This is a genomic window from Thauera phenolivorans (assembly GCF_001696715.1).
Taxonomy (GTDB): Bacteria; Pseudomonadota; Gammaproteobacteria; order Burkholderiales; family Rhodocyclaceae; genus Thauera; species Thauera phenolivorans.
The window spans coordinates 1-26920 of sequence record NZ_MBFM01000007.1 but is presented as its reverse complement, the minus strand read 5'-3'; the positions used below and the strand labels follow the sequence as shown (position 1 = coordinate 26920).

General features: G+C 64.0%; 24 protein-coding genes, 1 tRNA gene and 1 other annotated feature. Of the genes, 8 read left to right on the top strand and 17 right to left on the bottom strand.

The window, feature by feature from the left end:
• The first annotated feature begins 151 nt into the window (after positions 1-151).
• Positions 152-778: a hypothetical protein gene (locus tag BB334_RS17100; RefSeq protein ID WP_198531287.1), complete on the top strand. Its 627-nt coding sequence runs from the start codon at positions 152-154 to the stop codon at positions 776-778.
• A 121-nt stretch (positions 779-899) separates the two neighbouring features.
• A complete protein-coding gene (locus tag BB334_RS17095; RefSeq protein ID WP_068809718.1) occupies positions 900-1784 on the top strand; it encodes a pirin family protein in 885 nt (294 codons plus the stop codon).
• Positions 1785-2123: 339 nt separating this feature from the next.
• On the opposite strand, the gene BB334_RS18945 is transcribed toward BB334_RS17095, so the two are convergent.
• From BB334_RS18945 to BB334_RS18295, 4 genes are all read right to left on the bottom strand, one after another.
• Positions 2124-2570, bottom strand: coding sequence for a DUF4440 domain-containing protein (locus tag BB334_RS18945; protein ID WP_083200487.1), 447 nt, complete (start codon positions 2568-2570; stop codon positions 2124-2126).
• Between the two features lie 84 nt (positions 2571-2654).
• The gene (locus BB334_RS18305) at positions 2655-2888 is read right to left on the bottom strand and encodes a hypothetical protein (RefSeq protein ID WP_158014435.1); all 234 of its coding nucleotides are present in this window, start codon (positions 2886-2888) and stop codon (positions 2655-2657) included.
• 14 nt (positions 2889-2902) lie between these two features.
• Entirely contained in the window at positions 2903-3580 is a 678-nt protein-coding gene (locus tag BB334_RS18300) for a hypothetical protein (RefSeq protein WP_158014434.1), read from the bottom strand.
• Positions 3581-3618: 38 nt separating this feature from the next.
• Positions 3619-3900, bottom strand: a complete 282-nt coding sequence (locus BB334_RS18295) for a hypothetical protein (RefSeq protein ID WP_158014433.1) — start codon at positions 3898-3900, stop codon at positions 3619-3621.
• A gap of 166 nt (positions 3901-4066) precedes the next feature.
• Here BB334_RS18295 and BB334_RS17090 point away from each other — a divergent pair, with 166 nt between their 5' ends.
• Positions 4067-5068: an integron integrase gene (locus tag BB334_RS17090; protein ID WP_068809717.1), complete on the top strand. Its 1002-nt coding sequence runs from the start codon at positions 4067-4069 to the stop codon at positions 5066-5068.
• Between the two features lie 275 nt (positions 5069-5343).
• Here the strand turns inward: BB334_RS17090 and BB334_RS17085 are convergent, their stop codons facing one another.
• Together BB334_RS17085 and BB334_RS17080 are read right to left on the bottom strand one after the other, a co-directional pair.
• Entirely contained in the window at positions 5344-6258 is a 915-nt protein-coding gene (locus tag BB334_RS17085) for a hypothetical protein (protein ID WP_158014432.1), read from the bottom strand.
• Positions 6259-6405: 147 nt separating this feature from the next.
• Positions 6406-7634, bottom strand: a protein-coding gene (locus BB334_RS17080; protein WP_408646470.1) for an IS3 family transposase whose coding sequence is annotated in 2 segments (ribosomal slippage) — positions 6406-7346 and positions 7346-7634 — 1230 coding nt in all. Because the reading frame shifts where the segments join, the coding sequence is not laid out codon by codon here.
• Positions 7240-7356 (bottom strand) — a sequence feature (AL1L pseudoknot). Its footprint overlaps the gene before it by 117 nt.
• Positions 7635-8155: 521 nt before the next feature.
• On the opposite strand from BB334_RS17080, the gene BB334_RS18290 reads away from it, so the two are divergent.
• Positions 8156-8452, top strand: coding sequence for a hypothetical protein (locus BB334_RS18290; protein ID WP_158014431.1), 297 nt, complete (start codon positions 8156-8158; stop codon positions 8450-8452).
• A 244-nt stretch (positions 8453-8696) separates the two neighbouring features.
• On the opposite strand, the gene BB334_RS17070 is transcribed toward BB334_RS18290, so the two are convergent.
• The 11 genes from BB334_RS17070 to BB334_RS17020 form a co-directional block, all read right to left on the bottom strand.
• Positions 8697-9395 (bottom strand): aspartate/glutamate racemase family protein, encoded by a 699-nt coding sequence (locus BB334_RS17070; RefSeq protein ID WP_068809713.1) that lies wholly within the window; start codon positions 9393-9395, stop codon positions 8697-8699.
• Between the two features lie 391 nt (positions 9396-9786).
• Complete coding sequence (trfA, locus tag BB334_RS17065) at positions 9787-10650, bottom strand: plasmid replication initiator TrfA (protein ID WP_083200489.1); 864 nt, start codon at positions 10648-10650, stop codon at positions 9787-9789.
• A gap of 96 nt (positions 10651-10746) precedes the next feature.
• The gene (locus tag BB334_RS17060; protein WP_068809712.1) at positions 10747-11076 is read right to left on the bottom strand and encodes a hypothetical protein; all 330 of its coding nucleotides are present in this window, start codon (positions 11074-11076) and stop codon (positions 10747-10749) included.
• Positions 11077-11624: 548 nt separating this feature from the next.
• Positions 11625-11700 (bottom strand) — tRNA-Ala (locus BB334_RS17055).
• Positions 11701-11770: 70 nt separating this feature from the next.
• Entirely contained in the window at positions 11771-12862 is a 1092-nt protein-coding gene (locus BB334_RS17050) for an L-threonylcarbamoyladenylate synthase (protein WP_068809711.1), read from the bottom strand.
• Positions 12863-12872: 10 nt separating this feature from the next.
• Entirely contained in the window at positions 12873-14033 is a 1161-nt protein-coding gene (locus tag BB334_RS17045; protein WP_068809710.1) for a 5-(carboxyamino)imidazole ribonucleotide synthase, read from the bottom strand.
• A gap of 10 nt (positions 14034-14043) precedes the next feature.
• The gene (gene purE / locus BB334_RS17040) at positions 14044-14535 is read right to left on the bottom strand and encodes a 5-(carboxyamino)imidazole ribonucleotide mutase (RefSeq protein WP_068809709.1); all 492 of its coding nucleotides are present in this window, start codon (positions 14533-14535) and stop codon (positions 14044-14046) included.
• A 10-nt stretch (positions 14536-14545) separates the two neighbouring features.
• Positions 14546-15409 (bottom strand): bifunctional methylenetetrahydrofolate dehydrogenase/methenyltetrahydrofolate cyclohydrolase FolD, encoded by an 864-nt coding sequence (gene folD, locus BB334_RS17035; RefSeq protein ID WP_068809708.1) that lies wholly within the window; start codon positions 15407-15409, stop codon positions 14546-14548.
• 82 nt (positions 15410-15491) lie between these two features.
• Entirely contained in the window at positions 15492-17234 is a 1743-nt protein-coding gene (locus BB334_RS17030; protein ID WP_068809707.1) for a potassium/proton antiporter, read from the bottom strand.
• A gap of 108 nt (positions 17235-17342) precedes the next feature.
• Positions 17343-17981 (bottom strand): response regulator transcription factor, encoded by a 639-nt coding sequence (locus BB334_RS17025; RefSeq protein WP_068809706.1) that lies wholly within the window; start codon positions 17979-17981, stop codon positions 17343-17345.
• Positions 17956-20667: a PAS domain S-box protein gene (locus BB334_RS17020; RefSeq protein ID WP_068809705.1), complete on the bottom strand. Its 2712-nt coding sequence runs from the start codon at positions 20665-20667 to the stop codon at positions 17956-17958. The genes BB334_RS17025 and BB334_RS17020 overlap by 26 nt, the downstream gene beginning before the upstream one ends.
• A 155-nt stretch (positions 20668-20822) precedes the next feature.
• On the opposite strand from BB334_RS17020, the gene BB334_RS17015 reads away from it, so the two are divergent.
• From BB334_RS17015 to BB334_RS18940, 4 genes are all read left to right on the top strand, one after another.
• Complete coding sequence (locus tag BB334_RS17015; protein WP_083200485.1) at positions 20823-22037, top strand: ABC transporter substrate-binding protein; 1215 nt, start codon at positions 20823-20825, stop codon at positions 22035-22037.
• Between the two features lie 384 nt (positions 22038-22421).
• On the top strand, positions 22422-25094 hold the full coding sequence (gene aceE, locus BB334_RS17010; protein ID WP_068809704.1) for a pyruvate dehydrogenase (acetyl-transferring), homodimeric type: 2673 nt from the start codon (positions 22422-22424) through the stop codon (positions 25092-25094).
• A 20-nt stretch (positions 25095-25114) separates the two neighbouring features.
• Positions 25115-26815 carry a dihydrolipoyllysine-residue acetyltransferase gene (gene aceF / locus BB334_RS17005; protein WP_068809703.1) on the top strand — a complete coding sequence of 567 codons (1701 nt, stop codon included), beginning with the start codon at positions 25115-25117 and terminating at the stop codon, positions 26813-26815.
• Between the two features lie 10 nt (positions 26816-26825).
• Positions 26826-26920 (top strand): biotin/lipoyl-containing protein (locus BB334_RS18940; protein WP_408646471.1); only part of this gene is annotated, 95 nt, incomplete at its 3' end.

Genomic DNA, 26920 nt, shown 5'->3' with positions numbered 1-26920 from the left:
CTGAGATCGATACAGCGATTCTTGTGGAAACGAAGATAGAATTGGAGTGCAATTAATTCGGCATTTTCATACCAGGACAAAATTCCCTATGGCACGACCAAGAAGGACTGATACCGAACGAAAGCGCGGACGCATGCGAGCGGCGGCATTAATGAATTCGCTTGCCCGAAAAATTGGTGTGGCGAACCCGCACCAATTCGCGCTTCACTTCGACGCACTTACCGGGATGAATACCCAGTCATCCGGAAAATGGCGCTCGAGCTTCAACGGCGAAAAGGCCCTATCGACACAGCAACTGCAGCTGCTGTCGCGCATCGACCCAGAAGTGTTTGAACGCCACGAAATGGGACCGGCGAACCTCTGGCAGGCCATGTGGGCGCCGCTGCAAGGCCTCAGGTCGATCCTCTCGACTGAACTCGCCTTATGGCCAACGCTTGAGGTCCTGGTGGCCGAGTTCGAGGGCGACCTTCTGCTGGCAGAGGCCTATCACGAGCCACTGACCATTGCGCATCTCGCCAAGGCAGTCGCATTGCATCGATTGGTGCATGAGCTGAACGCCCGGATCATTCCCGTCGGAATTGACGGCGAGGGCACCTACCGAGCCATTCGGCGCTGCCTGGATGACGCGTCAGTTGCGGCGGCGTTGGCGTCGCTCGGGATCTTCGACGACGTGGACGCGGAGCTCTCAGACTGGCTGGCCGGACACGAAGAGCTCGCCTCGACACCCGCCGCCGCAAGGTGGAATGCGCTGGCATCGCGTCTAGACTGGATTGCATGAGACCCCGCGCCGTGTCGGCAGCAGGCCGCCATGCGACGGGCGTCGGTCAACGAGCCCGCAGAACTTTAGCGGCTAAAATCTTCTGCCGCGCTCCGCAAGCCCAGCATCAAGGACACCGACCATGAATCCGATCGTCCGCATCCAACCGCGCAGCGCCGACCTCGGCGATGGCATGCTCGTGCGCCGTGCGCTCCCCAATCGCCAGCAGCGCATGGTTGGCGCGTGGTGCTTCCTCGATCACGCCGGCCCCGTGCGGTTCGAGCCCGGCAAGGGCATGCACGTCGGCGCGCACCCGCACATCGGCCTGCAGACCTTCACCTGGCTGATCGAGGGCGAGGTCCTGCACCGCGACAGCCTGGGCAACGAGCAGATCATCCGCCCTGGCCAGGTCAATCTGATGACCGCTGGATATGGCATCGCCCACACCGAGGATTCGCTGCACGACGGCGAGCAGCTGCACGCGGCACAACTGTGGATCGCCCTGCCGCCGGAGCATAAGGATTGCCCGCCCGCCTTCGATCACTACGCCGAACTGCCGCACTGGCGCGAAGACAGCGCAGAACTGACCCTGCTCGCCGGCCGCTACGGTGAGCGAACCGCACCGGCGCGCATCCACTCCCCGCTGGTCGGCATCGACATCGCCTGCGACAGCACCAGCAACATCACGCTCCAACTGGACCCCGGTTTCGAGTACGGCCTGATGCCCCTCGTGGGCGACGCAATGGTCGACGGCGAAACCATCAGCGCCGACGAACTCGCCTACCTCGGCAAGGGACGCAGCGAACTTCAGCTTGCGCTACCCGCAGGCGCTCGGGTGCTGTTCCTGGGGGGCGAGCCGTTCGAGGAACCAGTGCTGATGTGGTGGAATTTTGTGGGCTTCAGCAAGGAAGACATCGCGCAGGCACAGACCGAGTGGGAACAAGGAGCCGTCCGATTCGGAATGATCGGCGACGGCCAGGCACCGCGACTCGTTGCCCCGCCCCTCCAGTGGCGAAACGGCGACTGATCGCTCTCGAGCTCAGCTTCAACCACGAGGCCGCCGATCTCGACCGGCATTCGACCTCTGCCGCCGCTCAAAAATTGGGCAATGCTCGAATGAGGCTTGGCCTCAACGGCTTGAACGAGTTATCCACAAGCACTCCCACAACTCTGTCCCCGTCGGCTGGGGACAACGAGAGAGGCCCTGACAAAGTATGACTTGCCGAGGAAGGCGTTGCCATCCGTACGTCAGCAGGCGACCCGATGCTGTCGTTGAGCGTGAGGGAAAGCTGTCGCTCAACGTTTGAGCTCACCCGCCTGCGGAAGCGGGCGACGCCCGCTGTAGCAGGTCGGGTGCAACGAAGGGTTAGGCCGCAGGTTCAGCATTCGGCGGTTGCCCTTGTGGCGAAGGGTCTGGCCGTCCACTGACAGCGACCATTACCCATGCGTTATTCTGCTTGAGGTACACCTCGGTCCATTTGCCGGTGACCGCGAGCGCTGCTGCTCCGCGAGGCTGGACGGTGGCCTGGTACGAGTAGTGGACAACACCGACCACGTGGTCATACACCTGAAGGCTATGCGGGGTGAGGCTGTAGTTTCTTAGTTCGGGTGCGTCACCGACAACAGAACTGATGGCAGCTTCCTTGCCGTGCGGCGATGGAGCTGACATATCCCAGCCAACGTACTGTGGGTGGATGGACGCCCCGATGAGCGTGCGATCGCGGCCTTGCGACTGTGCCCACAGTTCACAGACTCTGTCCCAGAGTTCGCGCTGCTCCGAGGACAAAGATGCGACGACAGGGGCGGTTTGCACGGTCGGGCGTTCCCTGCGGCCTAACGCCGCGCTCTGCGGCAAATTTGGAGCGAAGCGGAAAATTTGTCCGACAGCAGCGCCTTGTTATGCATTCTCTTGGAGCTCTTGAAGTAACACATCGAGTTGGCGCGTAAGTGTAGGCTGGACCGAGCGGCAACTAAGTGCAGAGGCCAAGTAATCAGCAACGTTTTCCCGTTGTTCATTAGGGATATCATCAGCTTTTATTAATGAGAGCTCCGTATTGATTTCTTGGCAGTCTTGGGGAGACAACTCTCCTCCATTTTTCAATTGATAAAGCTTTTTAATCGCTGGATTCATATCCTGTCCTTTCTTTAAAACGGAATATCATCATCAAAATCGTCAAATTTGTTATTAGCTGGAGCAGGGTCAACAGCTTTCCATGTCACTCCACCCTCGATGTTCGCGGCTGGAATCATCTGGGTTTCACCAAAATAATTACTTCCGTTTCGATATATTCCGGCATGAGCAAACATCATATGAACATTGTGATCTAACATGATACTTTTTGGATAAAATCCGTTTTCATCTTTATAGCCTGCGATATAGTTTTGAAGCGCTCGCACAAGGTCTTGAACACTTGGTGGTTCGTGGTGAGGCTGGGAAGAGAGAAAACGGGACAACTCAAAATAGCTGATAACATTGTCCCAATCCATTACATGGCATTCTTCTATTTTAGGCATTAAAAATTCTGAAAATGATGCATCGAATCGTTCGCGACCTTTGATTATTTGATAATCCCATCTTGCATCCTCAATACATTTTGCCACCTCAAGCAGGTCTCGATCTGGAGAGAGAAGACCATTATTTTCCATATTGATTGCTCTCTGTGCTTTCGCTAACAGAGCTTGTTCTTCACCAGTAAAAAGAAGCCTGCTTTTTTGAGCTCGTCTAGCCTTTAAAAGGCCCATTGGAATCGCGAGCACAATAACTACTGGGATCATTATTATATTAATGATCAATCCAATTATTTTTCCTATCAATCTAGCCACTTTTTCCGCTCATGAGTTGATGTGTAAATGGGCAATTTTCACTGCATACATCCAGCTAAGGATACAAAACGATCGAAAAAAATCAGAAATTTATTTTTGGTTTTAATCAGTGTTGCCGCATTTTCGTTGTCTGGGCACTGAACCATGAATTTAGCGCTCCCGCCTGTGGATGCGAAATGTTGTCCAGAATATTGACTAAAGCGATGCGTTGCCCCGCAAACGCACTCATATGGAGCCCCATCGTAAAGCGAGAAGTCTCGATTTTGGAAAAGAGGCGTCCCTGCGACCTTTTTGAACTCTTCCTTACTAAGGATTTTCATAAATTTCTCCTGTGCTTAGTAGATGCATAACTTTGTTTTCGGGCGACTGCCCTGCTGCGTAACATCGTTGCTGCTCCATAACATCAAACATCGACCCACGGCGTAACGCGCTTGCTGCTTGAATGCCCGAGGCATAGACTGTACAAAACAACAGTCATAACAAGCCATGAAAACCAGCACTGCACCGTTACCACCGCTGCGTTCGGTCAAGGTTCTGGACCAGTTGCGTGAGCGCATACGCGACTTGCATTACAGCTTACGAACCGAACAGGCGTATGTCCACTGGGTTCGTGCCTTCATCCGTTTCCACGGAGTGCGTCACCCGGCAACCTTGGGCAGCAGCGAAGTCGAGGCATTTCTGTCCTGGCTGGCAAACGAGCGTAAGGTTTCGGCATCCACGCATCGGCAGGCATTGGCGGCCTTGCTGTTCTTCTACGGCAAGGTGCTTTGCGCGGATCTGCCTTGGCTTCAGGAGATCGGAAGACCTCGGCCGTCGCGGCGCTTGCCGGTCGTGCTGACCCCGGATGAGGTGGTTCGCATCCTCGGTTTTCTGGAAGGGGAGCATCGTTTGTTCGCCCAGCTTCTGTATGGAACGGGCATGCGGATCAGCGAGGGATTGCAACTGCGGGTCAAGGATCTGGATTTCGATCACGGCACGATCATCGTTCGAGAGGGCAAGGGCTCCAAGGATCGGGCCTTGATGTTACCCGAGAGCTTGGCGCCCAGGCTGCGCGAGCAGCTGGCGCGTGCCCGGGCATGGTGGCTGAAGGACCAGGCCGAGGGCCGCAGCGGCGTTGCGCTTCCCGACGCCCTTGAGCGGAAGTATCCGCGCGCCGGGCATTCTTGGCCGTGGTTCTGGGTCTTTGCGCAGCACACGCATTCGACCGACCCACGGAGCGGTGTCGTGCGTCGCCATCATATGTATGACCAGACCTTTCAGCGCGCCTTCAAACGTGCCGTGGAAGAAGCAGGTGTCGCGAAGCCCGCCACACCGCACACCCTCCGCCACTCGTTCGCGACGACCTTGCTCCGTAGTGGTTACGACATTCGAACCGTGCAGGATCTGCTCGGCCATTCCGACGTCTCCACGACGATGATTTACACGCATGTGCTGAAAGTGGGCGGTGCCGGAGTGCGCTCACCGCTTGATGCGCTGCCGCCCCTCTAGTGAGAGCTAGGGCAGCACGAGTCAATCCTGGCGGATTCACTACCCCTGCGTGAAGGCCATCGGTGCCGCATCGAACGGCCGGTTGCGGAAAGTCCTCCCTGCGTCCGCTCCTGGCCGGACTGAGACTTCCAGTTCACACCTGCGCGGGAGCGCGGCAAGCCGACTGCGGCTGTCTCGACCCGACCCGTTGCTGTCATTGGCCCCTGAGGAGAGTTGCCGTTCAACGCTACGCATGAGCCGCGGCTGCGGAGCAGCCGTCGAGCAACGCGCAATTATCACGCATTGCTTCGATTGAGACGACACTCCCGTCGGGCGACGTGACTGGCCAAATCAGCCTTGCGTTCGTGTTTATAATCGAAATACGCATCTAAGGCTGCGATGAATCGGTTCTCATGAAACGGCCAGCTCTCATTGCTGTCGAGGCGGCCCACTAAGATGTCTCCGGTAAAGGCTGGCCCTACGGTCTCAAAGGCCAACACCGCGACTATGCTGCAGACGTCATGAACTTCACGGACCACCGCCGCAAGCATTTCAGGAGTCTCAAAGCCGAGATGCACGCCCTGCGCTCGCAGTCTGACCTTCTCGTCGATGCGTCGTTTGGTCAAGTGGACATAGTTGGATGAGTGCACCCAGGCAGTGCGCGTAGCTTCGATGAACTTGCCGCGCTCGCCAGCAAGCATGCGAAGCGGCAGATCGCGAATGTGGTCGACATTCTGCTTTCCAACCCGATTGCCTCGATAAAAATTAACTCGCCCATCAAGGTCGAGGTCTGAACCCTCTTCGTCAACGAAGGCGGTATTCACGGCAACCTCAAGCATGTATCGGAGCTCGCGTCGTGCTGGGTTGAGCGCGCCATTTTCTATCGCAAGTTGTGCCGTTATAGCTGCCTCACCGATGTCATCCTTGTGACGGGGAAAGAGATAGCGCTCTGCGTAAACCGGCCAACGCGTAGCTGCTATCTCACAGATGTGCAGCGTTTCGTGCAACCCAGCTATGATGCGCCGAAGCTTCATCAGGGGCTTCTGGTAATCCGCTGACACGCGCATTTCATCGTGCTCACGCGCTAGCCGCTGTTGCTCCTCGCGTGCTGCAATGAGAGCAGCTGCAAGGTGATCGCCGCTCTGTTCCATAGCTTTCTCGCTGTGCCTGCCTAGCTCTGCCATTGCCGGTGCCATAGTGAGCGTCGTCATCGGTTAGATGGCCTTGGGGATAGATTTAATCAGCGTTGTCAATGGCGGCCTAGGTTATGGCATTTCGTTATGATACAACCCAGACCGTCAGTGCGCCGAATGAAATAATGAATCGCCCCGGGTTCCGTGGAGGCCGGTTGGTTTAAGTCAGGTCGCGATCGCGGCCTGACTGGCGAGCTGCCTGTAGTAGTTTGCCTCAGCTTCTGCGGGCGGGATATACCCGATAGGTTCAAGGAGCCTGTGGTGGTTAAACCAGGATACCCATTCCAGCGTTGCCAGCTCGACGGATTCCTTGGTTTTCCAGGGCGCTCGCCGGTGGATCATCTCCGCCTTGTACAAACCATTAATCGTTTCTGCCAAGGCGTTGTCGTAGCTGTCGCCCTTGCTGCCGACTGACGGCTCGATGCCTGCTTCGGCCAGCCGCTCGCTGTAGCGGATCGAGACGTACTGCGAGCCTCGGTCCGAGTGGTGGATCAAGGCTTCCTCAGGACTTGGCTGGCGGGCGTACAGTGCCTGCTCCAGCGCATCGAGCACGAAGTCCGTGTGCATGGAACTGCTCACGCGCCAGCCCACAATGCGTCGGGCAAAGACGTCGATGACGAAGGCCACATAAAGCCAGCCTTGCCAGGTCGAGACGTAGGTGAAGTCCGAGACCCACAACTGGTTGGGTCGCTCGGCCTTGAACTGCCGATTGACCCGATCCAGTGGGCGCGCCGCCTTGCTATCGCTGATCGTGGTGCGCACAACCTTGCCTCGCACGACGCCCCGCAGCCCCTGACGACGCATAAGCCGCTCGACTGTGCAGCGGGCCACCGCGACACCTTCCCGGTTCAGCTGCCGCCAGACTTTGTCGGCACCATAGACCTGCAGGTTTACCTGCCAGACCCGTTCGATCTCGGGCATCAAGGCCTCGTCACGCTGCACTCTCAGGCTGCGTTGTTCAGGATTGCGCTGCAGGGCGACATGGCGCCGGTAGCCGGACGGGGCGATCTGCAATTGCTTGCAGATCGGCTCGACCCCGAAGGCATCACGATGCGCGTCGACGAAAGACCTCAGGACTTGAATCGGCGGTCGAGCTCCGCCTGGGCGAAAAACGCGCTGGCAAGCTTGAGGATCTCGTTGGCCTTGCGAAGCTCACGGACCTCGCGTTCCAGCTCTTTGACGCGCTTCTGATCCGCGGTGGTCGGCCCCTCGCGCTGGCCGGAATCTCGCTCATGCTGACGCACCCAGGTCAGCAAGGTCTGCGAGGTGCAGCCGATCTTGGCGGCGATCGATTCAATTGCCGCCCATTGCGACGGATGGTCGCCACGACATTCGGCCACCATGCGCACGGCGCGCTCACGAACTTCGGGGGAGAACTTCACTGACTTCTTCATGGCTCTATCTTCTCAAGAACTAGAGCCTCCACCAAACCCGGGGCGATTCATAATCACTGACCGTCAATGACTTACGATCAGTTCTTGTAAAAACCTCGAAAAACGCGTCTACTCGTACAATCTGGGTGATCGGTTGGGGACCAGGAACTGCGTACCGTAGGAGTTTTCGGGAACGGCGCTGGGCCACGAGCGACTGGGCGAAGGTGCTGATGGAGCACTTGTCGGCCAAGCCGACGGCGAGCTGAGTGTAAAGACCATCTGGCTGGGCTTGCAACGCGTCATGGATGCCGCCGCCACCATACAGGCGCAACCGGACGGATGAGGCGGCGTGAGTTGTGTATAACGACATACGTTTGGAAGGGTATCGGCTCAAGGTTTTTTAATGTCAAGTACGCAAATTCTTAGTTGACTTATTTAAATAATATTTTTTTACGACCATGGATTTTTATAAAGCGCGCCCCACCCTCTCATTCTCTACAATATTATTGCTATGGAAGCCTGATTTCGCGAAATTGCTTACCATGGAAATCGAAAAGAAATGCATTGAAGCCAAGCCAAAACTTGTAAAAAAACTTAAATTAGATCCATCTTGCACAGAGGCTGAAAAATACACAGCCGAGTTGATCTACGAAATATGTATGCACGCATATGGAAGCAAAGCACTTGAAATTGAAACTCCGCGCAGAAAGCAGATATGGTTTGCGAATGCTAAGTGGATAGCAGCTCATGTTAAAAATGGAAAAGGCATCACGACCGAAGAGCTTCGAGGTGTTGTCGATCTCTATACTAGCCATGTTCTTCAAGATAATCAGCCTTGATAGGCGAGTGCGGGGAATACTTCCTGAACGGATTCGATTCCGAAACCGTGGGCGACATACCGGATGCATCTCGAGGATTTCTGCTCAAGTATGTCGACAATCAACAAGCATCGTTCGCTTTTGGCCGAGAAGAGCCGACCGTCATGCCATTTCTTCACCTTAGACGAGCGCCATCGGCCTGCAAGTGAAACGTAACGATCACCGGCCGCTTATGGCCGAACCATGACTGTCCCCTCGAGTGGGCTTAACAACCCGCCAGCGCCACCTGAACGGCCGCAGCAGCGTGAAGCCCCGTCGTATCAAACAACGGCACCGCGGCGTCCTCAACGCCTACCAGCATCGATATCTCCGTACATCCCAGAATTACACCCTGCGCGCCTTGCGCGACCAGACGCTGAATCACATCGCGATACGCCAGGCGCGACGCCTCCTCGACGCGCCCCAGGCACAACTCCTCATAAATCACCCGATGAACCAGCGCTCGGTCATCATCGTCAGGAATAACGACGTCGATGCCGTGGCGATCGGTCAGCCGGGCGCGATAGATGTCTTGCTCCATAATGAAGCGCGTACCCAGGAGCCCCACGCAGGACAAGCCCGCCTGGTGGATCGCTGCCGCCGTGGGGTCGGCGATATGCAGTAGCGGGATCGCCACCGCGGCCTCGATGGCCGGCGCCACCTTATGCATCGTGTTCGTGCACAGGACGACAAAATCGGCCCCAGCCCGCTCCAGCGCTCGAGCAGCGTCTGCCAGCAGCGCGCCAGCCTCATCCCATTCTCCACGGTGCTGCAGTCGCTCGATCTCCGCGAAATCGACGCTGTAGAGCACGATCTTCGCCGAATGCAGACCACCCAGCCGGGCCTTCACCCCCTCGTTGATCAGGCGGTAGTAAGGCACGGTGGATTCCCAGCTCATGCCACCGATGAGACCGATAACTTTCATGAGGACGCTGCCGCCAATGGAGATGAGATGCAGATGATGCCATGGTGATCGTCGGTAGGGTCACCGCTTGGCACGTACCCAGCGCCTTCCCCGTCCTCTCGTGAGCATCGTGCAGTCGGCTCGCAGCACGCTTATCCCTGGCGTCAAAACCGGCGCATCGACGACCTCGCGCTACGAAACGCCCTACCACGAGCCTTTCTGCCCCACCCCGATTTCGGCAGTTGTCCACAACAGCCTTCTGGTAGAAATAAGGTAGAAATAGGTAGACGGTCATTTGCGGCCCTGAATCCCAGCGCCGGCGCGGGTTCCAAAGAGGGGGGAGGAACGCTATCCCGATAAAACGGAACGCTATCCCGACTAAGCGGAACGCTATCCCGATCGAGGTGGAACGCTATCCCGATGGGCGAGCTCGAGTTATCCACAGGACGACCTGAGCGCTGCCACGCCTGCCGACGTCAATTTCACCCCGCGCGATGACGCCGACCCGCTTGAGCTCGTCCACGGCCGCCGAGACCGCCTCCCTGAACTTCCGCATCGGACTGGCGTACTGCATCTTGTCTTTCAGCCAGGACATCGCATAGGCCTGCACGGGGTCGGCCGACGCCGCAATCAGACGCTGAAGCGCCTTGGCCATGTCCTGCCCGCGACCGATCTGCAGGCGCTTGTTCCAGTCGATGAGGGCGAACTCCTGGTTCTCGAAAAGTTGACGCCAGCGCGGGTCGAGCGTGACCGTGTAGCGCTCGTTATCGGCGTCGTAGTCGAGATCGGCGACGATGCGGAAGACCTTTGTGTCGCCGACGCAGTACTTGGTGGATCCGTCCCGCCGCTTCACCTCGATGATGAAGCTGGCCTTGTAAAAGGCCTTCATCACCCGATGCAGCCACTCATAATCATGCTTGCCAGTGCTACGCCCGATCGCGCGCAAGAACGCCGCCCGGTTGATCTGGATGGGAACGCCAAGGGGGATGCAGCGCGCCTCGTAGATCAGCTGCAGCGCGACATCCGCCTGTGATTCGTCGAGCTGCTCACCGGTGTAGGTCAGCACGACGTCGGATCGCGTGATGAGCGGTTCCTCGTTGTAAAAACGCTTGCGTCCCCGGGCGACGGGGGCGAAGAGGCTGGAGCGGGCGATGTGGTTCGGCATGGCCCGTACGAAGGCCTCCATACCGGGCAGGAAGAGCTGGACGGGCTCGGCCGCCCTCCGGTGCTCCATCCGCATGCGCGCCACCCGCGCACGCTCCTGCAGCTTCGACATGGTCTCGGCAAGGCCATGCCCCGGCGCGGAAGGGGCGAGGGTCGGAAGGGCCGGCTGAGGACAGCTCGCCTTTCTCTCGATCGTGGTTCGCATTGCTCAGGCCCGTGCGGACGATGAGACTCCTCGACCGGTGGCAGACGCCTGGAGCTGCCGCTGCCGGGCGAGTTGCTCCGCCTTGGTCGGACGCCCGCGTCTGGGCTTGTGATCGTCGAACGCGACGGTCGGCCGCTGGAGCGGGGCCACGCCCTCGACGTGCTCGGCGAGCCAGTTTTCGACGTCTTCAGTACGCCAGAGCAGGCGCTTGGTGCCAGGTAGCCGGCAGATCGGCGGAAGGGACTGGGGATTGCGGCTGGCGTCGCTGCGGATGCTGGCGACGGATTTGTGCAGGTACTGGGACAGCTGATCTACGGTCAGAAGGGCCTTCATGGGCGAACATCTCCGAAACCGACCGGCCGAAGCCGGTCATGTCGGATGAGTCCGCGGTTCCGTATCCAGCTCAGTTGACCGGAGATTTACGCCCAGTGCCACTGCAGCCAACTTAGCAACAAGCCAAACACGGCGGGGTTATCCCCCATGGTGCCCTCGCTCTCCTGGGTAGCGCAGCCAAACCGGCCTCATCACAACATCCGGCAGGGCGCTACCAGGCGATGCCTGTCGGCATCCTTTCCTACCTATCCTCCGATCCGCTTACGGAGGCGGCCGCTGAACAGTCCGTGGCTTTCGCTTGTTGGGCAAGGTTCAGCTTGCAAGGCCCCTTGTACCCTTTGCTTTTTTCTCGAAGCCGTTCACAACGTCCTCAGCGCGAGTGGCGCCATCCTACAACGCGTTATTGCGCAGTGTCACGCAGTGCATGACTGCTGCAAGCCCAGTCTTTGCCACAAATTTGCCACACTGAGTTTGCAAAAACCTGCCTTACAAAGCAAAACAGCGCATCACACTGCAAAGTGTAATGCGCTGTTTTTACTAGGAATTCTTGGTGGACCGAAGGAGGATCGAACTCCCGACCTCTGCATTGCGAACGCAGCGCTCTCCCAGCTGAGCTATCGGCCCTGAAAGAGCGCGCATTATAGACAGAGGGCTGCGCGAAGTGAACACCCTCCGCGCAAAATTCGGCCAGTGCTCAGGTCTCGTCCTGCTCCGCGCCCGAACCCACGGCTGCACGGCCGAGGCGGTCGGCGATCGCGGACCACTCGGCGGCGGCAGGCAGCGCTTCGACGACGATAAAGTCGGCGCCGAGGGCGTCGAGTTCGCGCAGGGTGGCGTAGAGGGCATGGGCGAAACCCGCGGGTTCGGCGCTGGCCGTGCGCCAGATCAGGCGGGCGTCGTGCGGATCGGCGATGGTGCGGCCGAGCACCGCGACGCGGCTGCCCTCGCCGGCGAGCGTCGCGGCCTCCTCCACGAGTTGCGCCGCCGGCACCATGCGCAGCGGCGTGCGGGGCGCGTAGTGGGCGGCGAGCGCGCCGGAGACGCGCGGGGCCTCGCTCGCGGCGGCGCCATTCGCCGCCTCTCCGCCGAAGGCCCTGCCCTCACCTTCGCCGCTGCCCGCGGCTTCTCCGCGCACGCGAGGCCGGCGACCGATGACGCGGGCGATGTCGTCAACGCCGATCGCGCCCGGGCGCAGGACCTCGGGGGTGTCGCGCGAGAAATCGACGATGGTGGATTCGATGCCGAGCTCGCAGGGGCCGCCGTCGAGCACCATCGCTACCTTGTCGCCGAGTTCTTCCTGCACATGGGCGGCGGTGGTCGGGCTGATGCGGCCGAAGCGGTTGGCGCTCGGCGCGGCGATGCCGGAGTCGAAGACCTGCAGCAGCGCGAGCGCGATCGAGTGCGCCGGCACCCGCAGGCCGACGGTGTCCTGGCCGCCGGTGACCTCGTCGGGCACCTCCGCGCTGCGCTTGAGGATGAGCGTGAGCGGTCCGGGCCAGAAGGCGCGCGCGAGCGCGAGCGCGTCCTTGGGGATGCGCTCGGCCCAGCGTGGCAGGTGCTCGGCCGAAGGCAGATGCACGATCAGCGGGTGGTCGGCAGGACGGCCCTTGGCGGCGAAGATCTTCTTCACTGCCTCGGGGTCGAGCGCGTCGGCGGCGAGGCCATAGACGGTCTCGGTGGGCATGCCGACGAGGTCGCCCGCGCGCAGCAGGTCCGCCGCCTCGCGGATGGCGACCAGCGTGGGTGGCGCGATACGACCGCGCGGTTTGGCGGGGGTAGCGCTCATCGCGGTCGCCTCACTCGTCGCGGATGCCGATCGCGGCCCGGGCCTGCTGCGCGCGCTCGAGCACCTCGCCGGCGTCCGCGCCGATGACCACGAAGTGGCCCATCTTTCGCCCCGGGCGGGCATGGTGCTTGCCGTACAGGTGCAGGCGAAGGCCGGGCACGGCGTGCAGCACCGACCAGTCGGGCTCGCGGTAGGTGCCGTGGCCCTTGCCGTCCTCGTACCACAGCTCCCCCAGCAGATTGACCATGACCGCGGCCGAGTGCTGGCGCGGCGCGGCCAGCGGCAGGCCGCACAGCGCCCTCACCTGCTGCTCGTACTGGCTGGCGTCGCAGGCGTCGACGGTGTGGTGGCCGCTGTTGTGCGGGCGCGGCGCCATCTCATTGACGAACAGCTCGCCGCGGCAGACGAAGAACTCCACCCCGAGCGTGCCGACGTAGCCGAGCTCGCCAGCGATGCGCTCGGCGACCGCCTGGGCGCTCATTCGCCCGTCCTCGCGCAGGCCGGCCGAGGCCGGCGCGATGGTGACGTCGAGGATGCCGTTGCGATGACGGTTCTCGCCGGCGGGGAAGCACCGCACCGTGCCCGCCTCGTCGCGCGCGAGCACCACCGACACTTCGTAGTCCAGCGCCAGCATCTTCTCGAGCACGCAGGGCTCGCCCTTGAATTGCTGGAAGGCGGCGATCGCCTCTTCGCGGTCGGCGACGCGCGCCTGGCCCTTGCCGTCGTAGCCGAAGCGCGCCACCTTGAGCACGGCCGGGAACAGGCCGGCCTCGGCGGCGCGGATCTCGTCCTCGCTGCGGATAACGGCGAAGGGGCCGTGCGGCAGGCCGTTATCGGCGAGGAAGGTCTTTTCGGCGATGCGGTTCTGGCACACCGCGACCGCGCTCGCGGCGGGATGCACCGGAATGAACTTGGTCAGATAGTCGAGCGTGTCGGCGGGGACGTTCTCGAACTCGGTGGTCACCGCGGCGCATTCGTTGCCCAGGGCGTCGAGCGCGACATAGTCGTCGTAGGCGGCGATCAGGTGGCGGTCGGCGATGAGGCCGGCCGGGCTGTGCGGGTCGGGGTCGAGCACCCACACCTTGTAGCCCATCTCGTGCGCGGCGGAAACGAAAAAGCGGCCGAGCTGGCCGCCGCCGAGCATGCCGAGGGTGGCAGGCGGGAGGATCATGATGCGCGTCTCAATCCAGGGTCATGTCGAGCACCGCCTCGGTCTGGCGGGCCCGGAAGTCGGCGAGCTTCTGCGCCAGCGCGGCGTCCTCGATTGCGAGCAGCGCGACCGCGAACAGGCCGGCGTTGGCCGCGCCCGCCTCGCCGATGGCGAAGGTGGCGACCGGGATGCCCTTGGGCATCTGGACGATCGAGAGCAGCGAATCCTGCCCCGACAGCGCTTTCGACTGCACCGGCACGCCCAGCACCGGCAGCGTGGTCTTGGCTGCGACCATGCCCGGCAGGTGGGCGGCGCCGCCGGCCCCGGCGATGATCGCCTTCAGCCCGCGGCCACGCGCGGCTTCGGCGTACTCGAACATCAGGTCGGGCGTGCGGTGGGCGGAGACGACCCTGGCCTCGAAGGGCACGCCGAAGTCTTCCAGCATCCGCGCGGCGGCCTTCATGGTGGGCCAGTCGGAGTTGGAGCCCATGATGATGCCGACGACGGGTTTGGTTTCGCTCATCTCGCGGTCCTTACTTGCCAGCCGCACGCGCGGCGCGGTCGGCGGAAATCACGGTGTTCTCGAGCAGCATGGTGATCGTCATCGGACCGACGCCGCCGGGTACCGGGGTGATCAGGCCAGCCACCTCCTTCGCCGAGTCGAAATCGACGTCGCCGCACAGCTTGCCGTCGGGCAGGCGGTTGATGCCGACGTCGATCACGGTGGCGCCCGGCTTGATCATGTCGCCGGTGACGAAGCGCGGCTTGCCGACCGCGGCCACCAGGATGTCGGCGCGACGAGTGTGGAAGGCAAGGTCGCAGGTACGCGAATGGCACACGGTGACAGTGGCGCCGCTATTGGTGAGCAGCATCGCCATCGGCTTGCCGACGATGTTGGAGCGACCGATCACGACCGCCTCGGCACCGGCCAGGGGTACGCCCTCGGCCTCGAGCATCTTCATCACGCCGTGCGGCGTGCACGGCAGAAAGGCTTCCTGGTTCTGCGACAGGCGGCCGACGTTCTCGGCATGGAAGCCATCGACGTCCTTGGCGACCTTGATCGCCTCCAGCACCGCGGCCTCGTCGAACTGCGGCGGCAGCGGGAGCTGCACCAGGATGCCATGCACCGCGGGGTCGGCGTTGAGTCCGGCGAGCCTGTCCATCACCACGTCCTGGGCGACGTCCTCCGGGTAGTCGAAGCGCAGCGAACGGATGCCGGCCTTCTCGCAGGCGGCGACCTTGTTGCGCACATACACCGCCGAGGCCGGATTGCCCCCGACCAGGATGACCGCCAGGCAGGGTTGCACGCCGCGCGCGCTCAAGGCGGCGGCGCGGTCGGCGATCTCGCCGCGTACGCGAGCGGCGAGCGCGTTACCATCGATAATGCGAGCGGTCATCGAAAAGCCCTCGGAAAAAGCGGGTAATTTTAGCAGCTTCAGTGAGTCCCGCGCAGGCGCGTGGCGGCGGCTACCGCGACGCTCACAACCGTGGCAGCGCCGCTGTCGGGCACTTCAGGCCGACGCCGGTGATCTGGCCCTTCTCCATCTCGCGCACGCTCAGTACGAAGGAGCCGATCCGCACCCGGTCGCCGACCACCGCCGGACGGCCCAGCCGGGCACGCATGAGGTGGCGCAGCGGAAGCTCGTCCTCGCCCTGCTCGAGCGCGAAGCCATAGGCCGCGGCGAGCTCGCCTGCCGGGCAGGCGGGATCGACGACGAACTCGCCGAAGAAGTCGGCGTGCGGACTGAGCCCGTCGGCGCTGCCCCCGAACACGCGCGCCAGCGTCTCGGCGAGCTTCTCCGGCGCGGCGAACCACACCGAGTCGCCTTCGCGGAGCCGCGTGTCGAGCGCCAGCGTCTGTAGATCACGATCGCGCACGAGCGCCACGCAGCGCACACCGATGCCGCCGACCTCATTGGCGACGTCGTCGGGATGGCGGCCCTCGGCGCGCGAGCCGCGCGCGACGCGGAATTCGAGCAGATCGAGCGCGGCCTCCTCGCCGACCCATACCTCGCGCCGATCGACCGGCTCGTCCTGCGCCGGCACCACCACCTTGAAGAAGCGCGCCGCCGCCGGCACCGTCGAACCCTGCACCAGAAGCGACAGCAGCACCACCGCGAAGGCCACGTCGAAGAGCAGCAGCGAATCGGGCACGCCCATCATCACCGGAAAGATCGCCAGCGTGACCGGCACCGCGCCGCGCAACCCGACCCAGCTGATGTAGCCGACTTCGTTCCGCTCGTAGTTGAAGGGCAGCAGCCCGAGCCAGACCGCGATCGGCCGCGCCACCAGGGTCAGGAAGACCGCCATCGCCAGTGCCTCCCAGCCGTACTGCACCATCTCCGACGGTGTCACCAGCATGCCGAGCACAACGAACATGCAGGCCTGAGCGAGCCAGGCCAGTCCGTCCATGACTCGCATGACGTGCTCGGTGGCATGGCTGCGGCGGTTGCCGACCACCACGCCGGCGAGATACACGGCAAGGAAGCCGCTGCCGTTCATCAGATTGGTGGCGGCGAAGATGAGCAGCCCGCCAGACAGGATCAGCAGCGCATACATGCCTTCGGCCAGGCTCAGGCGCGCCATGAGGCGCGCCAGCACCCAGCCGCCGGCGATGCCGGTCAGGGCGCCGAGGCCGAGCTGGCTCACCAGCATCATCGCGAAGCCGGCGCCGCTCGCCTGCTCCGGATGCAGCAGCATCTCGACCATGCCGGTCACCAGCAGAATCGCCATCGGGTCGTTGGCGCCGGACTCGATTTCCAGCGTGGACTGCACGCGCTCGTTCAGGCGCACGCCGCTGTTGCGCAGCAACGCGAACACCGCCGCGGCATCGGTCGAGCCCACGATCGCCGCCAGCAGCATGCCCATGCGCCAGTCGACGTCGAGCAGCCAGGTGGCGAACAGCCCGAGCAGTCCCGCAGTGCCGATCACCCCCCAGGTGGCGAGGATGGCTGCCGGCTTCAGCGCGACGCGAAAGCTCGCCGCCTTGGTGCGCAGGCCGCCGTCGAGCAGCACCACCGCGAGCGCGAGCTGGCCGATGAGGCTGGCGATGAAAAAGTCGTTGAACGCGATGCCGCCCGGCCCGTCTACGCCCGCCAGCATGCCGATCATCAGGAACAGCAGCAGCAGGGGAAGGCCGAGGCGGGCGGAGATCGTGCTCGCCAGCACGCTGACGAACAGCAGCACGGCGGCGAGGAGGAATAGCGCGTTGATCGCTGTCATTGCACAACTTCGTTCGGGTCGCGCGGCGCCAGGCCGGCTGGCCCATGGATCGGGAAAGACACGCTAGCCGGCCGGGACGTCGGTCGCGCCGTTTCGCCGGCGGGCGATTCAGCGCGAGGGATTGCCGGGCTCCACGGTGACGACGCTCTGCACCAGCACGGCGAGAGAGTTCGCCCCCATCTTCTCCATGACCCGCGCGCGGTGCACCTCCACCGTCTTGATGCTGATGCCGAGCACGTCGGCGATCTGCTTGTTGAGCTTGCCCGCGATGATGAGGTCGAGCACTTCGCGCTCGCGCTGGGTAAGGTGTTCGAGCCGGCGCACGGTGTCGGCCTCGAGCCGCCGCCGCGCGCGACCCTCGCGTTCGCGCTCGAGGCAGTGTTCGATCAGGCGCAGCATGTCGGCCTCGGCGAAAGGCTTCTCGATGAAGTCGACCGCGCCCTTCTTGAGCGCGGAGACCGCCATCGGCACGTCGCCGTGACCGGTGATGAAGACCGCCGGCAGCGCGCAGTGGCGGCGGCCGAGTTCCTCGAACAGTTCGAGCCCGCTCATCCCCGGCATGCGCACGTCGAGCACGAGGCAGCCGGTCATCTCCGGACTGCACACCGCGAGGAAGGCCTCCGCCGAATCGTGCGCCGACACCGCGTAGCCATGGGACTCGAGCATCCAGACCAGGGAATCGCGCAAGGCCTCGTCGTCATCGACGATATGGACGATCTGTTCAGGCGCTGCGGGCAACTCGCTCAATTGCGGCCTCCGTGGGCAGGGTAAAGGAGAATATGGTACCGCCTTCCGGATTAGCATCGACCACCAGTCGACCGTCGTGGAACTCGATGATCGAGCGGCAGATGTTCAGCCCCATGCCCATGCCCTCGGCCTTGGTGGTGAAGAAGGGCGTGAACAGCAGCTCGCGGCTCTCCTCGTCGAGGCCGTGGCCGCGATCGATCACCGCGATCTCCACCGCGTGCGGTCCGCAGGGCCGCGCACGCACCACCAACACGCGGTCGTCCGGCATCACCTCGGCCATCGCGTCGAGGCCGTTGCGGATCAGGTTCAGCAGCACCTGCTCGATCATGATGCGGTCGGCGAACACCGGCGCAAGGCCGTCGGCGATCTCGGCGACGATGCGGATGCCGACCCGACGCGCGTCGATGTCGGCAAAGCCGAGCGTGTCCTCGAGGATGTCCGCCACCTGCACCGCGTGGCGACGCGGCTCGCTCTTCTTCACGAACTCGCGGATGCGGCGGATGATCTTGCCGGCGCGCTCGGCCTGCGCGCTCGCCTTGCGCATCACCGTCAGCAGCTCTTCCTGCGAGCTCCGGCCGCTCTCGATGCGGGTGACGCAGCCGGCGCAGTAGTTGGCGATCGCGGCCAGCGGCTGGTTGAGCTCGTGGGCCAGGGTCGAGGCCATCTCGCCCATCGTGATGAGGCGCGAGGTGCGCTGCAGGCGCTCCTCCTGCTGGCGCGAGATCTCGGCCATCTGCTTGCGGTCGGTGACGTCGGTGGCGATGCCCATGCGCACCGTGCGGCCGTCGACCCAGCGCGTCGCGTGCTCGCGCACGTGGTACCAGCGCCCCGACAGCGGGTGCTGGAGCTCGCCGTCGAACAGCTCGCGCGGCAGGTCGGCCGGGCTCAGGCCGCGCGGATCGACGCGGTAGTCGCCACGCTCGGGCTGCGGCACCGCCATGCCGCGCAGGGTGCGGCCGACAACGTCGAAGCCGTGGATCGTCTTGAAGGCGCGGTTGGCGAAGAGAATCTCGTCAGAGCGCGCGTCGGCCACGAACACCGCCGCCTCGAGGCCGTCGATCACGGCCTCGAAGCGCGAGTGCGCAGCCTCGAGCGCCGCGCGCACCCGCTTCGGCTCGGTGATGTCGGTCACCGAGGCCATCCAGCCGGCCTGGCGGCCGCTGCGGTCGATGAGGGGGGAGATGTAGAAGCGCGCATCGATGCGCTCGCCGCTCTTGCGCTGGATCGGCAGCTCGAAGCCGCTCGCCGGCGCCTGTCCGGCCAGGGTCAGCTCGAGCTTGTCACGGCACACCGCGAATTCCTCCCGCGGCCAGTACGGGAAGGGCGGCGCAGCGCCGACCAGTTCCGCCTCGTCGAAGCCGACGATGCGGCAGAAGGCGGAATTTACGTAGATGATGCGCCCCTCGAGGTCGATCGCCCGCAGACCGGTGAGCATCGAATCTTCCATCGCCTTGCGGAAGGCCGACTCCGCGCGCAGCGCCTCCTCGGTTTCCTTGCGCCCGGAAATGTCGTGCGCCACCGCGTAGAGCATCTTTTCCTCGGGCACCGGGTTGATGCTCCACACCAGCCAGCGGTATCCGCCGTCGAGCTCGCGGCAGCGGTTCTCGAACTTGACCGGCGTGCCGCCGGCGAGCGTGCGCAGCTCCTGCACGGTGGCACCGACGTCGTCGGGATGGACGATGTCGAGGAGCTGGGTGCCGACCAGCGAGGACGCGCTGCGTCCGAGGATGCGCTCGAAAGCGGGGTTGGCGCGGCGGAAGGTGCCGTCGAGATCGACCACGCAGAGCATGTCGAGCGAGAGGTTGAACAGGCGGTCGCGCTCCTTTTCCACCTGCACCCGCTGCACGACGTGGGCGCGGAGCGTCCACAGGCTCCACAGGACGATCATCGACAGGCCGACGATCAGCGCCGCCGGCAGCGCCTTCACCCACTGGCCGCCGGCGCGGAAGGCGGTCGCCTCGAGCGCGATGCCGTTGCCCGGCGGGTCGAGCGGCACCCGGAAGGCGATGCTCTCGTCGAGACTGCGCAGGCCGGAGTTCACCGCGAGCACCCCGCCCCGTGCATCGAGCAGGGCGAGGCGGTACTTTTCGTCGAACCAGCCGGGGATGAGGTAGCGCACGATGCGATCGACCGAATAGGCCGCCGCGACCGCCCCCCTGAACTCCCGCCCGCGCATCACCGGCATGTAGACCTCGATCACCGACTCGCCGTGCGCGCCGAGGTAGGGATCGCCGTAGGCGATTCGCCGGCTCTGCTCGGCGCGCCGGAAGGGGTCGAGCTGGGCAGCGCCGAGGATGTCGCCCGCGAGCCAGTCGGTGGTGTCGAAGGGCGCCGACCAGCGCGTGACGCCGTCGGCGCCGATCCAGACGATATTCACCAGCTCGCCGTTGGCGGCGACCTGCTGGTTGGCGCGCAACTGGAAGCTGTCGGCGTCGAGCGCTTCGGCGGCGAGGTCGCGGGCGAGCTGGCCGAGAAACTCCTCGGTGCCCTGCATGTGGATCCGCATCGTCTGCTCCGCCCATTGGACGTCGCGGGCGATGCTGGCGCGCGCACTTTCGCTCTCCCTCGATTGCAGGACCCAAACCAGGGCCAGCATCGACAGCGCGAACACGACGACCGCCACATAGGGCGCGGTCCAGTACCAACGCAGGGGCGCGCGCGGCGCAAGCGGGGGCTTGTGGGGCATCGGAATCGGCGAGGGCTGCCGTGGGCGGCAGGGACGAACGGATCGCGAGTTTACCGTGCCCGCCCCTCCGCAGCACGGATGCGCTCGGGTTGCCGGCCACGTGATCGGGGTTTCCGCCAATTTTTCCGCATTTCCGCGCCTCCTAGAGTGAGCCCATGAACCGGTCCCGGCTGTTCGGCGCCCTGTGCGCCCTCCTCTTCGCACTTCGGTGCGACGTGGCCGAATGGCCCCGCGAGGCGCATGCGGTCGAGACCGTCCGGATCGGCGTTTCCGGGCCCTTCACCGGGGCCAACAGTCCGATCGGTATCTCGATGCGGGAAGGAATCCGGATCGCGGCGGCACAGATCAACGCCGATGGCGGCGTGCTCGGTCGCCCGATCGAGCTCGTCGAGCGCGACGACGAATCGCGCAACGAGGTCGGCGCGCGCGTCGCCGAACAGCTGATCGAACGCCACCGCGTGGTCGCCGCGCTCGGCTCGGTCGACACCGGCGTGGCCCTGGCCAGCCACCGCCATTACCAGCTGGCGCGGATCCCGGTGATCACCGCTGCGGCCACCGGCACCCTCGTCACCAGCCAGTTCAGGGCGCCGGAATTCGCCGACAACTTCGTCTTCAGAGTGGCGGCCAGCGACCGTGTCCAGGCCGCGAAGATTGTCGATGAGGCGGTGATCAACCGCGGCCTGCGCCGGGTCGCGATCTTCCACGACGCGACCAACTATGGACAGCGTGGCCGCGCCGACCTCGAGCAGGCCCTGGCGCGCCACGCGATCGCCCCCGTGCTGGTGGAGCGCGTCCAGCCGGATCAGAATGACCTCGGCGGTCGGCTCGGACGCGCGCGCGCGGCAGGCGCGGAAGTCGTCCTTGCCTACGGCATCGGGGCGGAGCTCGGCCAGCTCGCGCGCGCGTTGGCGGCGATCGGCTGGCAGGCTCCGCTGATCGGCAGCTGGACACTCGGCATGTCCGCTTTCATCGACGGCGCAGGCCACCACGCCGAGGGCACGCGCATGCCGCAGACCTTCATCGCCGACGCCGCCACCCCGCGGCGCAAGGCCTTCCTCGACGCGTGGCAGGCGGCCACCGGCACCTCACGCATTCCGGTCCCGCCCGCAGCGGCGCAGGGTTATGATGCGCTGATGCTGCTGGCGGCGGCGATCCGCCAGGCCCGCAGCGTCGAGGGCGACCCGATCCGGGAAGCGCTCGAGAATCTGCAAACGCCGGTCGAGGGCGCGATCATGACCTACCTCCGTCCGTTCTCGCGGGACAACCACGAAGCCATCGCCGAGCCGCGCCAGGTGCAGCTCGGCGAGATCAGGGGCGGAACGGTCGTCTTCGCCTACGACAGCGAGCGCCTGCTCGGAGCGCGCCGGTGAGCGTCGGGGCGCGTCCGCCGGCCGGGCGGGTCATCGCCCCGAGATCCCGCAACGCCGCGCCCGTACCCCTGCCGTCCACGCTTCCTTCGCCGCGTCCATCGCCCGGCGCGGTGTGCATCAGGCTGAGCGCCTGTCGGACGGTACGCCGCCCCCCCTCCTGCGATGCTCCCGAGGTGCGCACGCGGCCAGCTTGTCGACGCCGCGCCGATCCCACACGCGCCCGATTGAAACGGGACGGGCCTGCACCCCTCTATTGCGTATCGCGAAACATGATTTTATAGTTCGAAATATCGGTCACCGTTACCGCGGTCGGCCGTGCGCGTTTCTAGCCTGGCCCGCGCCACCAGTGCGGGCCCCTTAACAAACGTCATGAGGGGACACGACATGACCGGAAATGAAAACCTCCTCGGGCAGGCCGACGCCGACGCCCAGGAAACACAAGAATGGCTCGAGGCCCTGGCTGCCGTCGTCGAACACGAAGGCCCGGCGCGAGCCCATTTCCTGATCGAGAAGCTGATCGAGAGCGCCCGCGACGAAGGGGTTAACATCCCCTACTCCGCGACCACCCAGTACATCAACACCATTCCCGCCGAGCACCAGCCCCGCTACCCCGGCGACCCGGATATGGAGATCAAGCTGCACTCCTTCATCCGCTGGAATGCGATGGCGATGGTGGTGCGGGCGAACAAGCACACCAACGTCGGCGGGCACATCGCCTCCTTCGCCTCGGCTGCAGCGCTCTACGATGTCGGCTTCTCGCATTTCTGGCGTGCCTCGACGCCCGAGCAGGACGGCGACCTGATCTACTTCCAGGGCCATTCGGTGCCCGGCGTCTATGCCCGCGCCTTCATGCTTGGCCGCCTCACCGAAGAGCAGATGGATCACTTCCGTCAGGAAGTCGACGGCAAGGGCATCTCGTCCTATCCCCACCCCTGGCTGATGCCCGATTTCTGGCAGTTCCCCACGGTGTCGATGGGCCTCGGCCCGCTGTGCGCGATCTACTCCGCGCGCTTCATGAAATACCTGGACAGCCGCGGCCTGATCAAGGCAGGCGACCGCAAGGTGTGGGCTTTCCTCGGCGACGGCGAGACGGACGAGGTCGAGTCGCTCGGCGCGATCGGCATGGCTGCGCGCGATAAGCTCGACAACCTCGTTTTCGTCATCAACTGCAACCTGCAACGCCTCGACGGCCCGGTGCGCGGCAACGGGAAGATCATCCAGGAGCTCGAGTCCGGGTTCCGAGGCGCCGGCTGGAACGTCATCAAGGTCATCTGGGGCACGCACTGGGATACCCTGCTGCAGCGCGACAAGAACGGCATACTGAAGAAGCGCATGATGGATTGCGTCGATGGCGAGTACCAGACCTTCAAGGCCAAGGACGGCGCCTACGTGCGCGAGCACTTCTTCAACACGCCCGAGCTGAAGGCGCTGGTGGCGGACTGGACCGACGACGAGATCTGGGCGCTGAACCGCGGCGGCCACGACCTGTTCAAGATCTTCGCCGCCTACAAGGCCGCTTCCGAGCACAAGGGCCAGCCGACGCTGATCCTCGCCAAGACGATCAAGGGCTTCGGCATGGGTCAGGCGGGCGAGGCGATGAACATCAGCCACCAGCAGAAGAAGCTCGACATCGACGCGATCCGCCGCTTCCGCGACCGCTTCAGCCTGCCGGTGCCCGACGACAAGCTTGCCGAGCTCCCCTACCTGAAGTTCGACGAGGACTCGCCCGAGCACAAGTACATGATGGCGCGCCGGGTGGAGCTCGGCGGCTTCCTGCCGCAGCGCCGCACCAAGGCCGAACCGCTCGCGGTGCCCCCGCTCGAGACCTTCGCCGCGCTGCTGAAGGCCTCCGGCGAAGGACGCGAGCTGTCGACCACGATGGCGATCGTGCGCATCATGAACACGCTCCTTAAGGACAAGCAGCTCGGCCGCCATGTCGTACCGATCGTGCCCGACGAGTCCCGCACCTTCGGCATGGAAGGCATGTTCCGCCAGTACGGCATCTGGAACCAGCAGGGCCAGAAGTACGTACCGGAAGACCACGACCAGCTGATGTTCTACAAGGAGAGCAAGACCGGCCAGGTCCTGCAGGAAGGCATCAACGAAGCCGGCGCAATGGCCGACTGGATCGCCGCCGGTACCGCCTACAGCGTGCACGGCGTGCAGATGATCCCCTTCTACATCTTCTATTCGATGTTCGGCCTGCAGCGCACGATGGACCTGTGCTGGGCGGCAGCGGACCAGCGCACCCGCGGCTTCCTCATCGGGGGCACCGCCGGACGCACCACGCTGAACGGCGAAGGCCTGCAGCACGAGGACGGCCACAGCCTGGTGCTCGCGAACACCATCCCCAACTGCGTCAGCTACGATCCGACCTTCCAGTACGAGGTCGCGGTGATCGTGCAGGACGGTATGCGCCGGATGTTCGCCGAGCAGGAGGATGTCTATTACTACATCACGGTGATGAACGAGAACTACGAGCATCCCGAGATGCCGGCCGGCGCCGAGGCCGACATCCTCAAGGGCATGTACGCCTTCCGCAAGGGCGCGGACAAGGACGGCCCGCGCGTACAGCTGCTCGGCTCGGGGACGATCTTCAACGAAGTCATCGCCGCCGCCGAGTTGCTGCGCGAGGACTGGGGCGTCGAGTCGGACCTCTGGGGCGTGCCCAGCTTCAACGAACTCGCCCGCGACGGTCACGACGTCGAACGCTGGAACCTGCTGCACCCAATGGAAGAACCGAAGAAAACTCACCTGCAGCAAAAACTCGCCGGCAACGAAGGTCCGGTCGTTGCCGCCACCGACTACATCCGCATGTTCCCCGAGCAGGTTCGCTCGCAGCTCGACCGGACCTACATCACGCTGGGCACCGACGGCTTCGGCCGCTCCGACACCCGCGAGAAGCTGCGTCACTTCTTCGAAGTGGATCGGTACTGGGTGACGCTCGCCGCGCTCAAGGCGCTCGCCGACGACGGCCTCATCGACCGCGCAAAGGTCGCTGCGGCGCTGGTCAAGTACGAGCTCGATCCGAACAAGCCGAACCCGGTGACCGTCTGAGCGCGCGAGGAGACAGAAACATGAGCCAACTCACTGAAGTGAAGGTACCGGACATCGGTGACTTCGATGCCGTGCCGGTCATCGAGCTGTTCGTGAAGCCGGGCGACACGGTCGCGATCGACGACTCGATCTGCACCCTGGAATCCGACAAGGCGACGATGGACGTGCCCTCCTCCGCCGCCGGGGTGATCAAGGAGGTGCTGGTCAATGTCGGCGACAAGGTGGCCGAAGGCAGCGTCCTGATCCGCGTCGAGGAAGCGGGCGCGTCAGCGGCCGCGCTCATCGCGGCGACGCCGCCGGTCTCTGCCGCGGCACCCGCTGCCGCATCCGCCGCCCCCGCCGCCCCCGCGGCGCCCCCTTCTGGCCCTGATGAAGGAGGCATCGTCGAGGTCACGGTGCCCGACATCGGCGATTTCTCCGACGTGCCGGTGATCGAGCTGTTCGTGAAGCCGGGCGACACCATCGCGGTCGACGACGCGATCGCGACCCTCGAGTCGGACAAGGCGACGATGGACGTGCCCTCCTCCCACGCCGGCGTGGTACAGGACCTCCGGGTGAAGGTCGGCGACAGGGTGGGCCAGGGCAGCGTGCTGTTGACCCTCGCGACGAGTGCGGCGCCTGCGAGTCCTGCGCCGGCCACCAGCGTCAAGGCGCCGTCGGCGCCGGCCGCGGCCCACGCCCGGGCGGATGATCGGGCGGGCGAGCTGGCCGACGGCAGCCCGGCCGCCAGCGTGCCCGCGTCGATGAAGGTCGCTGAACCCTTCGCCCAGTCCGCGGTGCGAGTCGGCGGACGAATCCACGCCAGTCCCTCGGTGCGCGCCTTCGCCCGCGACCTGGGTGTCGATCTGGCCCAGGTCAAGGCGACCGGCCCCAAGAACCGCATCCTCAAGGAAGACGTCGCCGGCTTCATCAAGAGCGCGATGAGCACTGGCGTGGTGCCGGGCAGGACGCCGGCCGCCGGGGCCGCGGCTGCCTCGCTCGGCGGCGGGCTCGACCTACTGCCGTGGCCTAAGGTCGACTTCGCCAAGTTCGGCGAGGTCGAGGTCAAGCCGCTCTCACGCATCAAGAAGATCGCCGGCCAGAACCTCGCCCGCAACTGGGTGATGATCCCGGCGGTGACCTACCACGAGGACGCCGACATCACCGACCTGGAAGCCTTCCGGGTGGCGATGAACAAGGAACACGAGAAGTCCGGCAGGAAGCTCACCATGCTCGCCTTCATCATCAAGGCCTCGGTGCGCGCGCTGCAGGAATTCCCCGAGTTCAACACCTCGCTCGACGGCGACAACCTGGTGTACAAGAAGTACTTCAACATCGCTTTTGCGGCCGACACTCCGAACGGACTGGTCGTGCCGGTGGTCAAGGACGCGGACAAGAAGAGCGTGTTCGAGATCGCCGCCGAGACCGGCGCCCTGGCCAAGAAGGCGCGCGAGGGCAAGCTCGGGCCCGCCGACATGTCGGGTGCCTGCTTCACCATCAGCTCGCTCGGCGGCATCGGTGGCACTTACTTCGCGCCGATCGTCAATGCGCCCGAAGTCGCCATCCTCGGGGTGAACAAGTCGGCGATGAAGCCGGTATGGGACGGCAAGCAATTCGTGCCGCGCCTGACGCTGCCGATGTCGCTGACCGCGGACCACCGAGTGATCGACGGTGCGCTGGCCACCCGCTTCAACGTGTATCTGGCGCAACTGCTGGCGGATTTCCGCCGCGTGATGCTGTAAGGAGATCGCCATGAGCCTGGTAGAAGTGAAGGTTCCCGACATCGGCGATTTCGATGCGGTGCCGATCATCGAGCTGTTCGTGAAGGTCGGCGACAGCATCAACGT

Coding starts and splice junctions, on each gene's coding strand:
- aceE (WP_068809704.1), top strand. CDS start 22,422: ATGACCGGAAATGAAAACCTCCTCGGGCAGGCCGACGCCGACGCCCAG.
- aceF (WP_068809703.1), top strand. CDS start 25,115: ATGAGCCAACTCACTGAAGTGAAGGTACCGGACATCGGTGACTTCGAT.
- BB334_RS17085 (WP_158014432.1), bottom strand. CDS start 6,258: ATGACGACGCTCACTATGGCACCGGCAATGGCAGAGCTAGGCAGGCAC.
- BB334_RS17090 (WP_068809717.1), top strand. CDS start 4,067: ATGAAAACCAGCACTGCACCGTTACCACCGCTGCGTTCGGTCAAGGTT.
- BB334_RS18290 (WP_158014431.1), top strand. CDS start 8,156: ATGGAAATCGAAAAGAAATGCATTGAAGCCAAGCCAAAACTTGTAAAA.
- BB334_RS17030 (WP_068809707.1), bottom strand. CDS start 17,234: ATGACAGCGATCAACGCGCTATTCCTCCTCGCCGCCGTGCTGCTGTTC.
- BB334_RS18295 (WP_158014433.1), bottom strand. CDS start 3,900: ATGAAAATCCTTAGTAAGGAAGAGTTCAAAAAGGTCGCAGGGACGCCT.
- purE (WP_068809709.1), bottom strand. CDS start 14,535: ATGAGCGAAACCAAACCCGTCGTCGGCATCATCATGGGCTCCAACTCC.
- BB334_RS17070 (WP_068809713.1), bottom strand. CDS start 9,395: ATGAAAGTTATCGGTCTCATCGGTGGCATGAGCTGGGAATCCACCGTG.
- BB334_RS17020 (WP_068809705.1), bottom strand. CDS start 20,667: ATGCCCCACAAGCCCCCGCTTGCGCCGCGCGCGCCCCTGCGTTGGTAC.
- BB334_RS17100 (WP_198531287.1), top strand. CDS start 152: ATGAATTCGCTTGCCCGAAAAATTGGTGTGGCGAACCCGCACCAATTC.
- BB334_RS17050 (WP_068809711.1), bottom strand. CDS start 12,862: ATGAGCGCTACCCCCGCCAAACCGCGCGGTCGTATCGCGCCACCCACG.
- BB334_RS17015 (WP_083200485.1), top strand. CDS start 20,823: ATGAACCGGTCCCGGCTGTTCGGCGCCCTGTGCGCCCTCCTCTTCGCA.
- BB334_RS17095 (WP_068809718.1), top strand. CDS start 900: ATGAATCCGATCGTCCGCATCCAACCGCGCAGCGCCGACCTCGGCGAT.
- BB334_RS17060 (WP_068809712.1), bottom strand. CDS start 11,076: ATGAAGGCCCTTCTGACCGTAGATCAGCTGTCCCAGTACCTGCACAAA.
- BB334_RS17045 (WP_068809710.1), bottom strand. CDS start 14,033: ATGATCCTCCCGCCTGCCACCCTCGGCATGCTCGGCGGCGGCCAGCTC.
- folD (WP_068809708.1), bottom strand. CDS start 15,409: ATGACCGCTCGCATTATCGATGGTAACGCGCTCGCCGCTCGCGTACGC.
- trfA (WP_083200489.1), bottom strand. CDS start 10,650: ATGTCGAAGCTGCAGGAGCGTGCGCGGGTGGCGCGCATGCGGATGGAG.
- BB334_RS18305 (WP_158014435.1), bottom strand. CDS start 2,888: ATGAATCCAGCGATTAAAAAGCTTTATCAATTGAAAAATGGAGGAGAG.